The sequence below is a fragment of the Paracoccus sp. (in: a-proteobacteria) genome, from assembly GCF_046462195.1.
In the GTDB taxonomy this organism is placed as follows: Bacteria; Pseudomonadota; Alphaproteobacteria; order Rhodobacterales; family Rhodobacteraceae; genus Paracoccus.
Genome location: NZ_JBKGUN010000138.1, coordinates 1 through 9,508, shown reverse-complemented (window position 1 = coordinate 9,508; position 9,508 = coordinate 1). Strand labels below are relative to the sequence as shown.

12 protein-coding genes are annotated in these 9,508 nt (G+C 65.2%); 7 read left to right on the top strand and 5 right to left on the bottom strand.

Features of this window, described 5'->3' with window-relative positions:
* On the bottom strand, positions 1 to 450 hold a 450-nt coding region (locus ACLHHB_RS09040; protein WP_410217948.1), incomplete at its 3' end, for a YbjN domain-containing protein.
* 203 nt (positions 451 to 653) lie between these two features.
* Here ACLHHB_RS09040 and cobD point away from each other — a divergent pair.
* A complete protein-coding gene (gene cobD / locus ACLHHB_RS09035) occupies positions 654 to 1,616 on the top strand; it encodes a threonine-phosphate decarboxylase CobD (protein ID WP_410217947.1) in 963 nt (320 codons plus the stop codon).
* Here cobD and ACLHHB_RS09030 read toward each other — a convergent pair.
* The gene (locus ACLHHB_RS09030; protein WP_410217946.1) at positions 1,613 to 1,909 is read right to left on the bottom strand and encodes an alkylphosphonate utilization protein; all 297 of its coding nucleotides are present in this window, start codon (positions 1,907 to 1,909) and stop codon (positions 1,613 to 1,615) included. The genes cobD and ACLHHB_RS09030 overlap by 4 nt on opposite strands.
* 154 nt (positions 1,910 to 2,063) lie before the next feature.
* Between ACLHHB_RS09030 and ACLHHB_RS09025 the strand changes: the two genes are divergently transcribed.
* Genes ACLHHB_RS09025 through ACLHHB_RS09005 form a run of 5 tightly spaced genes read left to right on the top strand, consistent with a single transcriptional unit; the run spans position 2,064 to position 5,236 of the window.
* On the top strand, positions 2,064 to 2,567 hold the full coding sequence (locus ACLHHB_RS09025; protein WP_410217945.1) for a hypothetical protein: 504 nt from the start codon (positions 2,064 to 2,066) through the stop codon (positions 2,565 to 2,567).
* A 57-nt stretch (positions 2,568 to 2,624) separates the two neighbouring features.
* A complete protein-coding gene (gene ppk2, locus ACLHHB_RS09020) occupies positions 2,625 to 3,530 on the top strand; it encodes a polyphosphate kinase 2 (protein WP_410217944.1) in 906 nt (301 codons plus the stop codon).
* Positions 3,531 to 3,578: 48 nt separating this feature from the next.
* A complete protein-coding gene (locus ACLHHB_RS09015) occupies positions 3,579 to 4,442 on the top strand; it encodes a PhzF family phenazine biosynthesis protein (RefSeq protein WP_410217943.1) in 864 nt (287 codons plus the stop codon).
* Positions 4,439 to 4,732 carry a DUF1330 domain-containing protein gene (locus ACLHHB_RS09010; protein ID WP_410217942.1) on the top strand — a complete coding sequence of 98 codons (294 nt, stop codon included), beginning with the start codon at positions 4,439 to 4,441 and terminating at the stop codon, positions 4,730 to 4,732. Before ACLHHB_RS09015 ends, ACLHHB_RS09010 begins: the two co-directional genes overlap by 4 nt.
* Positions 4,733 to 4,774: 42 nt before the next feature.
* On the top strand, positions 4,775 to 5,236 hold the full coding sequence (locus ACLHHB_RS09005; RefSeq protein WP_410217941.1) for a TerB family tellurite resistance protein: 462 nt from the start codon (positions 4,775 to 4,777) through the stop codon (positions 5,234 to 5,236).
* Here ACLHHB_RS09005 and ACLHHB_RS09000 read toward each other — a convergent pair.
* Genes ACLHHB_RS09000 through ACLHHB_RS08990 form a run of 3 tightly spaced genes read right to left on the bottom strand, consistent with a single transcriptional unit; the run spans position 5,233 to position 8,602 of the window.
* Entirely contained in the window at positions 5,233 to 6,543 is a 1,311-nt protein-coding gene (locus ACLHHB_RS09000; RefSeq protein WP_410217940.1) for an NAD(P)/FAD-dependent oxidoreductase, read from the bottom strand. The genes ACLHHB_RS09005 and ACLHHB_RS09000 overlap by 4 nt on opposite strands.
* The gene (locus ACLHHB_RS08995; protein WP_410217939.1) at positions 6,540 to 7,895 is read right to left on the bottom strand and encodes a glutamine synthetase family protein; all 1,356 of its coding nucleotides are present in this window, start codon (positions 7,893 to 7,895) and stop codon (positions 6,540 to 6,542) included. The genes ACLHHB_RS09000 and ACLHHB_RS08995 overlap by 4 nt, the downstream gene beginning before the upstream one ends.
* The gene (locus ACLHHB_RS08990) at positions 7,892 to 8,602 is read right to left on the bottom strand and encodes a type 1 glutamine amidotransferase (RefSeq protein ID WP_410217938.1); all 711 of its coding nucleotides are present in this window, start codon (positions 8,600 to 8,602) and stop codon (positions 7,892 to 7,894) included. Before ACLHHB_RS08990 ends, ACLHHB_RS08995 begins: the two co-directional genes overlap by 4 nt.
* A 147-nt stretch (positions 8,603 to 8,749) precedes the next feature.
* Between ACLHHB_RS08990 and ACLHHB_RS08985 the strand changes: the two genes are divergently transcribed.
* On the top strand, positions 8,750 to 9,508 hold a 759-nt coding region (locus ACLHHB_RS08985), incomplete at its 3' end, for an aminotransferase class V-fold PLP-dependent enzyme (RefSeq protein WP_410217937.1).

Here is a 9,508-nt window from a genome sequence, read left to right as displayed (position 1 = left end):
GGTCCCGCCCCAGCCCACCAGCTGGAAAGAGGGATAGAACTGCTCGCATGCCGCCAGCGCATTCCGGATCATCTGGTCCACCTGTTCAGGTGAAGCGATGGCCTCGCCTGCCAGAACCAGGCCATAGCGCCACACCATCAGCCGCTGCGCAGGCCAGAAGGTGAAGCTTCCGTCCCAGACCTGATCATTGACCAGATTGATCGTTTCATAAACCGCGGGCAGTTGTTCGGCGGGCGGGTCCATGTCGAACGTGCAGACAAGGCGCAGGACCTCCTCGCGCGGGGACCAGGCCAGCGTCAGCGAATAGCTGCGCCACTGTCCCTCGACCGACATGGCGATCTGATCTTCGGCCAACCGGTCGAAATCCCACTCATGATGGGTTGCGACGGCTTCCACGATGTCGATCGGATGGATCTCGTCGCTGGCGATGAAATGGTCGGTCTGCGCCATGGTCTGCCTCCTGCCTGAAGGCGGCGGGAAATTCCGCCCGCCCTTGGTGGCCACACAACACCGGGCGGGGTCGCCCGAATGTTCTTACAAGATATCGTGGTGGCCATGAGAAGTGATGTAAAGCAGCAATTTCGTGACGCATTGCATCTCCGGTTCCGGCGCCCTAGCAGGAACCGGATATTGAAAAGCGGGGAAACCCAAGGATGCAAAGGGATCACGGAGGCGATGCGGATGTCGCGCGCGCCCGATTCGGTGAAGGGGACTGGATCGACTTGTCCACAGGAATCAACCGCCGGCCTTGGCCGGTGCCGTCGCTGTCGGCCCATGCGTGGCGTAACCTGCCGACCGCAGCGGACGAACAGCGCCTGATTCGGGTGGCAGCAGATTGGTTCGGCTGCGCGGCGGACCGGGTCCTGCCGGTCGCCGGTGCCTCGGCGGCAATCCAAACGCTGCCCCGCCTGTTTCCTGCGGGTCACGCCGCAGTGCTGGCACCCAGCTACAACGAACATGCGGCCAGCCTGACGATGTTTGGCTGGCAGGTCACGGCCGCCCCTGACCTGACGGCCATGAAAGGCGCGGATCTGGCGGTGGTGGTCAACCCGAACAACCCGGACGGACGCGAATGGCCGCCTGCCATTCTGGCCGAACTCGCGGGGGATGTCGGCTGGCTGGTCGTGGATGAAAGCTTTGCCGACCCGCGTCCCGACCTTTCGCTGGCCCCTGACATGCCGGACAACGTGATCGTGCTTCGCAGCTTTGGCAAGTTCTGGGGCCTTGCAGGGCTGCGCCTGGGCTTTGTCATCGCAGATCCCGGTCTTCTGGCGCGATTGCGCGCGGAACTGGGACCTTGGTCGGTCAGCGGCCCGGCGCTGGAGATCGCCACCGTCGCCATGGCCGATCGGGCCTGGGCCGACGATGCCGTCGTTTATCACAGCGAAGCCAGCCTGCGACTGGACCGTTTGGCACTGGGCGCCGGGTGGAGCCCTGCAGGCGGAACGCACCTGTTCCGCCTGTATGACACGCCGAACGCCGTGGCGGCGCAGGAGCGGCTGGCGCGTCACCATGTCTGGACTCGCCGCTTTCCCTATTCCGCTCATTGGCTGCGCCTCGGCATCCCCGGCAACCGGGCCGAATGGGACCGTCTGACGACGGCGCTGCGGCCCTAGCGCTTGCGCAGGAACTCGGTCCGCAACACCAGGCCGCGGATGCTGTCGTGGCGGCAGTCCACCTCTTCGGGATTGTCGGTCAGCCGGATCGAGCGGATGACGCTGCCCTGCTTGAGGGTGGTGCCGGTGCCCTTGACCTTCAGGTCCTTGATGACCACCACCTGATCGCCGTCCGACAACGGAGTACCCGCGCTGTCGCGCACGACGGCTCCGGTTGCGGCCTCGGCCGCCACGTCCGCGGCCGGGCGCCATTCGCCGGTGACCTCGTCATAGACATAATCATCGTCCGCCATGTCGGCCCCTGTTTCCACGCGGTCGGCGTCAGGCTGACGCGGGATCCCGCACCCCGGATTAGGCGCAGGGCATGCCTTGTGCAATCGGCAACCGCCCCCTGTCCTTGCGCCTCTTGTCAGGGCATGATCATCGCGATCAAGGAGACTGCCGACCATGCCTTTCCCCCGCTTGCCCTGCCGCGCCAGCCTTTGTTCCCTTGGCCCCGTCGTGCTGGCCCTGATGACCGTCGCCGCTCCGTCACTGGCCGATGCGCCGCTGGTTGTTCTGGACCGCACGCAACTGCCCTTCGACTTGGGGCCCGGCCATCCGGCCAACAGCCCTTCGCGCGCAGGGAACCAGCCAAACGCAGCTTGGAGTTCGGGCGGCAACACGGCCAATTCCTCGGCCGCCAGAGAGAACCAGCCCTCGAACCCGGCAAACGAACAGCGGCTGATCTTCACGGCGGGGGGTGACGTGCTGGGTTATTACGCGCCCAATGCCGGCGGTGTCCTGAACCTGTTCGATGTGAACGGGCGCCGGATCGCCTATCGTCCGGCGCGCGGGACGAAAAGCCTGTTCACGACCCAAGGGTCATGGTGCGGCACGGTGGACGGTTTGCGCGACGGCAGCTTCGTGCTGGCCGTCACGCCGGAATGCGCAGCCCTTTTCAGCCGCTGACGCATTCGCGTTACATTGGCGCCATAAACCGCGCTGGACGGAATCCCGGAGACCGAGATGGACAAGACCTACAAGGACTGGCTCGAAGCCGAACTGCAGGAAACGCTGGACGAAGATGTGGAGATCGAGCTGGAGGATGCGGCTCTTTCCGCGGAAATCCGGCGCATCTATCGCACCCACCATCCCGACCAGATGGACCGCAAGACCTATTTCCATGAACTCTTGCGCCTGCAGTCCGAATTGATCCGGTTGCAGGACTGGGTCAGCCACCACAAGGAAAAGGTGGTCGTCATCTTTGAAGGCCGCGACAGCGCCGGCAAGGGCGGGGCGATCAAGCGGATCACGCAGCGCCTGAACCCGCGCGTGGCCCGCGTGGTGGCCCTGCCCGCCCCTTCGGACCGGGAAAAGACGCAATGGTATTTCCAGCGCTATGTCCCCCACCTGCCCGCCGGGGGCGAGATCGTGCTGTTCGACCGCAGCTGGTACAACCGCGCCGGCGTGGAACGCGTGATGGGCTTTGCGACCGAGGACCAAGTCGAGCAGTTTTTCCAGGACGTTCCCGAATTCGAGCGGATGCTGGTACGTTCGGGCATCCGGTTGGTGAAATACTGGTTCTCGATCACGGACGAGGAGCAGCAGATGCGGTTCCAGATGCGTATCCACGATCCACTGAAGCAATGGAAGCTGTCGCCGATGGACCTGCAGTCGCGCGTCCGGTGGGAGTCCTATACCAAGGCCAAGGAAGACATGTTCGTGCGCACGAACATTCCCGAGGCGCCATGGTACATCGTTCCGGGCAATGACAAGAAGCGCGCGCGGCTGAACTGCATCGACCACCTGCTGGGGCTGATCCCCTATGCCGATGTCCCGCATGACGAGGTCCGCCTGCCGGAACGGGTCTTCAACCCCGATTACGAACGCGAGGTGCTGCCGCGCGACCTGTACGTTCCGCAAAAGTACTGACAGGATGCAGGCGGTCCCTGCTTGGGCCCTGCATGAAGACGAGGCGCGATGCTGGATTTCCTGATCTATGACGTGTTCACCGATCGCGCCTTTTCAGGCAATCCCCTGGCCGTGGTCATGGGCGCCGATGCCCTGGAACCGGCGCAGATGCAGGCAATCGCGCGCCAGTTCAACCTGTCCGAAACGATCTTCGTGATGGCGCCGCGCGAGGCAGCGCATGCGGCCAGGGTCCGGATCTTTCTGCCCTTGGCCGAGATCCCTTTTGCAGGCCACCCCACCATTGGTTGTGCGCTGCACCTGTCCAACGGTGCAAACGGTTCCTTGGTGCTGGAGGAAGAGGCGGGCCTTGTCCCGGTCAGCATCCGCGACGGGCTGGCCGAATTCGAGGCGCCGGTCCTGCCTGCCGTTTCACCTGCCGCGGTGACGCCTGCCGCCGTGGCCGCGGGTTTGGGTCTCCGGGCCGATCAGGTCGGTTTCGGCACGCATCGTGCCTGCATCGGCGGTGCCGGAAACGATTTTGTCTTCGCGCCCTTGCGCGATCTCGATGCACTGGCGGCTGCGCGACCGGCCGGCGAGGCATTCGAAACGCTGACACGCGATGTGCCCAAGGTCTACTGCTATGCACCCGATGGGTCCGGTTTCCGCGCGCGGATGTTCGCACCGGCCAACGGCATCCCCGAGGATCCCGCAACCGGTTCGGCCACCGCGGCCCTTGCGGCACCCTTGCTGGCGGCCGGCATCCTGCCCGAGGGCGAGACACGGCTGACGCTGCGACAGGGCGTCGAGATGGGCCGCCCCTCGCAACTGGGCTTGCGCGTCATGGTCAGGGACGGCAGGCTGGAGCATGTTTTCGTCTCGGGCCGGGCCGTACGCGTGGCCGAGGGACGCATCCGCATACCGGAGATCGCATGACCAAGGCTTATTGGATTGCTCATGTCACTGTTGACGACCCTCAAGCTTATGAAGCCTATCGACAGGCAAATGCCGCCCCTTTCGCGGAATACGGAGCACGGTTCCTGGTGCGTGGCGGTCCGCAGCAGGTGGTCGAGGGGCAGGCCAGGGCACGCAGCGTGGTGATCGAGTTTCCCTCGATCGAGGCGGCGAGGGCGTGTTACGAAAGTCCCGGCTATCAGGCGGCCAAGGCATTGCGCGATCCGGTTTCTGCCGCAGATGTGATCATTGTCGAAGGCTGGCCCGGCTAGCCCGCCTTGCCGAGGACGGACCCAAGGAGGCATGCTTCCCATATGTTCAAGGATATTCTGACGCGCCTGATGGGCGAATCTTCCGGCCCTGCACCCCTGACAGCCGAGGATGCGGAACTGGCCATCGCGGCCCTTCTGGTCCGCGTGGCCCGGGCGGACGATCATTACGATACAACGGAACGGCAGCGGATCGACCGGGTCTTGGCCTGCCGCCGCGGCCTGTCGCCCGCCGAGGCTGCGGCGCGGCGGGTCGAGGCCGAGGCGGTCGAGGCCGGGGCAAGCGACACCGTCCGCTTTACCCGCCAGATCAAGGATCGCATTGCGCTGGAGGACCGTTCGGGTGTTCTGGCAGCGATGTGGGAGGTGGCTTATGCCGATGCGGAACGCGGTCCCGACGAGGAAAGTCTGATCAGGCTGGTCGCGGGGCTTCTGGGCTTGAGCGACCGGGAATCCGCACAGATCCGCCAGCAGGTTCTGGAGCGGATGGGCCTGCCGCGCGACTAGAACCCCAGCCGGTCGCGCAGCCCGTACCAGGCCATGCCCGCTACCAGCAGCGGCCCGCGCAGCATGGCTCCGCCGGGGAAAGGTCGTGTCGGGACCGCCGCCATCGCGTCGAAACGCTCGGCCTGCCCGGCCACGGCCTCGGCCATCAGCCGTCCCGCCAGCGTGGCCAGCGCCACGCCATGCCCCGAATACCCGCTGGCCGACAGGCAGTTCGGCGCAGGTCGTGCAAAACAGGGCATCCGGTTCATCGTGATGGCCAGCGTGCCGCCCCATGCATGGGTCAGGCGGACGTCGCGCAGTTGCGGATAAACCGACAGCAAGTGCGGGCGCACCACAGCTGAAATGTCCGCAGGAAAACGATATGTGACCGTTTCGCCCCCGCCAAAGACCAGTCGACGCTCGTCATCCAGACGCCAATAGTTCACCACGAACTTGGTATCGGCCGCTGCGGCACGCTGCGGCAGGATCTCGGGAAAGCTTTCCCCCAAGGGTTCGGTTGCAACGATGTAGTTGTTGATGGGCATGACGCGGGCAGCGATTCCGGAATCCAGCGCACCCAGATAGCCATTGCAGGCCAGAATCACGTGATCGGCGCGCAGGCTGCCTTGGTTCGTGTGGATGGTGCTGGGCCGGCCTGCCCGAGCCGCATGGTCGATACGGGTGACCTCCGACCGCTCATGCAGGCGTGCCCCAGCCGCCGCGGCAAGACGGGCCAGGCCCAGCGCCAAGGCCAGCGGTTGGAGATGCCCGGCGCCCTGGTCCAGATCACCCCCCGCATAGGCCGTGCTGCCCAAGGCGGCGGCCATCTCGTCCTGGTTCAGGGGGATGATCTGGTCATAGCCGTAATGCGTCGCCAGATGGTCGGCCATGTGCTGGGCATGATTGACCTCTGCCGCGTTGCGGCAGGCATGGGCGATACCGTCGCGAACGGGAACGCCGGCCTCGACCGCCAAGGTGCGGACCAAGACCTTGGCCTCCTCGCCCAGGTTCCAGAGCCTGAGTGCATTGTCGCCGCCCAGATGTTGTTCCAGCCAATCGACCTCTTGCCGCTGGCCCGAGCCGATCTGCCCGCCGTTGCGGCCCGACGCACCAAACCCGACGCGCTGCGCCTCCAGCACCGTCACCTGAAAGCCGCGCCGCGCCAGGTGCAGGGCCGCCGAAAGGCCGGTATAGCCCGCACCGATCACCGCCACGTCGGCCCGCGCCTCGCCCTGCAGCGGCGGATGGTCGGTCTGCGGGCCGGATTGCGCGGCATAAAGGCTGGGTGGATAAGCGCCGGGCCGGTCGTTCAGATGCAGCAGGTTCATACGTTCAGCAGCAGATGTTCGCGTTCCCACGGGCTGATGACCTGCAGGAATTCCTTGTATTCGTTGCGCTTGACGGACTCGTAGACGGCAGTGAACTCTTCCCCGATCACGCTGCGCATTGCCTCGTTCTCGATCATCAGGTCCAAAGCATCGCCCAGATTATAGGGCAGTTCGTCCTGGGACATGTAGGCATCGCCCAAGCATTCGGCGCGGGGATTTTCCGCCTCCAGCAGTCCCAGATAGCCGCAGGCCAGAGAGGCCGCGATGCCCAGGTAAGGGTTGCAGTCCATGCCCGCCAGCCGGTTCTCGATCCGCCGTGCATCGGGGGACGAGATCGGCACCCTCAGACCGGTCGTGCGGTTGTCGCGGCCCCATTCCAGGTTGATGGGCGCCGCAAAGTCCGGGACATAGCGGCGATAGCTGTTCACATAAGGTGCCAGCAGCGCCACCGCGGCGGGCAGATGCTTTTGCATCCCCGCGATGAAATGCAGGAAGGCCGGCGTCTCGCGCCCCTTCTCGTCTGAAAAGATGTTCTGCCCGGTCTTCAGGTCGGTGACGGAATGGTGGATGTGCATCGCGCTGCCCGGCTCGCCCTCGATGGGCTTGGCCATGAAGGTGGCAAAGCAGTCATGGCGCAGCGCGGCTTCGCGGATCAGGCGCTTGAAATAGAAGATCTCGTCAGCCAGGGCCACCGGGTCGCCATGGTTCAGGTTGATCTCGACCTGCCCTGCCCCGCCTTCCTGCAGGATGCCGTCGATCTCGAAGCCCTGCGCCTCGGCAAAGTCGTAGATGTCGTCGATGACCTTGCCATATTCGTCCACGGCGGACATGGAATAGGCCTGCTTGGCGGCGGCGCGCCGCCCCGTGCGCCCCATCGGCGGGATGATCGGCTGGTTCGGGTCGATGTTGCGTGCGACCAGGAAGAACTCCATCTCGGGGGCGATGACCGGCTTCCAACCCTTGTCTTCGTACAGCTTGACCACGCGCTTGAGCACGTTCCGCGGGGCGATGGGAATGGGGGTGCCCTGTTGGTCTACCGCATCGTGGATGACCTGGATCGTCCAGTCCGCTGTCCATGGCGCGGCGGTGGCCGTGGAATAGTCGGGCGTCATCACCATGTCGGGCTCGGTAAAGGCGCCCGAAGGGTTGTCGGCCCATTCCCCTGTAATTGTCTGCAGGAAGATCGAGTTCGGCAGGTAGAAGCGTTCCTGCCGGGCGAATTTGGATGCAGGCATGGCCTTGCCCCGCGCCACGCCCGCGATGTCGGCCACGATGCACTCGACCTCGTCCAGGCGGCGTCCGGACATGAAATCGCGTGCCGCCTGCGGCAGCCTTTCGATCCAGTCGCTCATGATGCCACCTGCGTGTCGGGGCGCGCGATCGCGCGCGGCTGCCTGAAGAAGGCCTCGATCCGGTCGGCGATCAGGGATGTGCCCTTGTCTTCGCCCATTCTGGCAGCGGCACCGGCCAGCAGGTTCTCGGGAACGACGCCCTTGGCCCGCGTGTCCATCAGGCCTTGGACGAATTCGTCCGAAAACTCGGGATGGGCCTGAACGGTGAAGGCCCTGTCGCCGTAAACCAGTGCCGCGTTCTCGCAGAACGCGTTGTGGCCCGCAACTTCGGCCCCGCGTGGCAGGACCACGACCTGATCCTGGTGCCAGGCATGCAGCCGCACGCGCTCTCCGCCAAAGTCGTAATCCTGCGTGCCCACGGCCCATCCGCCCGGATGCTTGACGACCGTGCCGCCCAGCGCCTGCGCGATGATCTGATGACCAAAGCAGATCCCCACCATCGGAACGCCTGCATCATGGGCGCGGCGGATGAAATCCTCCAGCGGCCGGATGAAGGCATGATCCTCATAGGCACCATGACGCGAGCCTGTCAGCAGCCAGCCATCCGCATCGGTGACATGCTCGGGGAAGGCCATGTCCTCCACATGCCAGGTGCGGAACTCGAAGCCGCGCCCGTCCAGCAGGCGCACGAACATGTCTGGATAGTCGCCCAAGGTCTGCTTCAACTGGGCAGGCGACTGGCCGCATTGAAGGATGCCGATACGCATGAAAAACCTTGATGTTGCTGACGCCCCGAACCTAGTCGCGCGGATGGGGGGGCTGCAAGGGGTCATCCCCGCCTGCGCCCTTTGGCGCTCTGGCGAGCGGAGCCCGCGCGCGCTAGGCTGTTTCCGACATCACCGAAAGGACGCCCCATGCCGCATCAGCGCCCCGAGATCGACCCCGAGGGTCTGGACGAGTTCTCGGTCGTTTTCACCGACCGTTCGCTGAATCACATGTCGCAGCGCTTCCAGCAGGTCATGCGCGACCTGTCGGCCACGCTGCGCGACGTTTATGGCGCATCACAGGTGGCCATCGTGCCGGGCGGCGGCACCTATGCGATGGAATCGGTTGCCCGCCAATTCGGACGCGATGCCCACGCCCTGATCGTCCGGAACGGCTGGTTCAGCTATCGCTGGAGCCAGATCTTCGACGCGGGCCGCTTTGCCGGCGAAGTGACGGTGGCCATGGCCCGCCCGCAGGGCAACGAGCCGCAGCCGGCATTCGCCCCGCCGCCACTGGAAGAGGTCGTGGCGCAGATCCGCGAAACCCGTCCCGATGCGGTCTTTGCTCCCCATGTCGAAACATCGGCGGGCCTGATCCTGCCGGACGATTACATCACCGGTCTGGCCAAGGCCGCGCATGAGGTCGGCGCGCTGATGGTGCTGGACTGCATCGCCTCGGGCGCGATCTGGGTGGACATGGCCGCCACCGGGGTGGACGTGCTGATCTCGGCCCCGCAAAAGGGATGGTCGGCCTCGCCCGCCGCGGGGCTGGTGATGCTGTCCGGGCGCGCGGCCGAACGGCTGGCCGCCACCGACAGCGACAGCTTTGCGCTGGACCTGAAGAAGTGGCGTTCGATCATGCAGGCCTATGAAGACGGCGGACATGCGTATCACACCACCATGCCCACC

What these genes read in the sequence shown, in the direction of transcription:
- ACLHHB_RS08990 (WP_410217938.1), bottom strand. Translation starts at nt 8,602, where the DNA reads ATGCGTATCGGCATCCTTCAATGCGGCCAGTCGCCTGCCCAGTTGAAG.
- ACLHHB_RS09030 (WP_410217946.1), bottom strand. Translation starts at nt 1,909, where the DNA reads ATGGCGGACGATGATTATGTCTATGACGAGGTCACCGGCGAATGGCGC.
- ACLHHB_RS09005 (WP_410217941.1), top strand. Translation starts at nt 4,775, where the DNA reads ATGTTCAAGGATATTCTGACGCGCCTGATGGGCGAATCTTCCGGCCCT.
- cobD (WP_410217947.1), top strand. Translation starts at nt 654, where the DNA reads ATGCAAAGGGATCACGGAGGCGATGCGGATGTCGCGCGCGCCCGATTC.
- ACLHHB_RS09010 (WP_410217942.1), top strand. Translation starts at nt 4,439, where the DNA reads ATGACCAAGGCTTATTGGATTGCTCATGTCACTGTTGACGACCCTCAA.
- ppk2 (WP_410217944.1), top strand. Translation starts at nt 2,625, where the DNA reads ATGGACAAGACCTACAAGGACTGGCTCGAAGCCGAACTGCAGGAAACG.
- ACLHHB_RS09015 (WP_410217943.1), top strand. Translation starts at nt 3,579, where the DNA reads ATGCTGGATTTCCTGATCTATGACGTGTTCACCGATCGCGCCTTTTCA.
- ACLHHB_RS09000 (WP_410217940.1), bottom strand. Translation starts at nt 6,543, where the DNA reads ATGAACCTGCTGCATCTGAACGACCGGCCCGGCGCTTATCCACCCAGC.
- ACLHHB_RS08995 (WP_410217939.1), bottom strand. Translation starts at nt 7,895, where the DNA reads ATGAGCGACTGGATCGAAAGGCTGCCGCAGGCGGCACGCGATTTCATG.
- ACLHHB_RS09025 (WP_410217945.1), top strand. Translation starts at nt 2,064, where the DNA reads ATGCCTTTCCCCCGCTTGCCCTGCCGCGCCAGCCTTTGTTCCCTTGGC.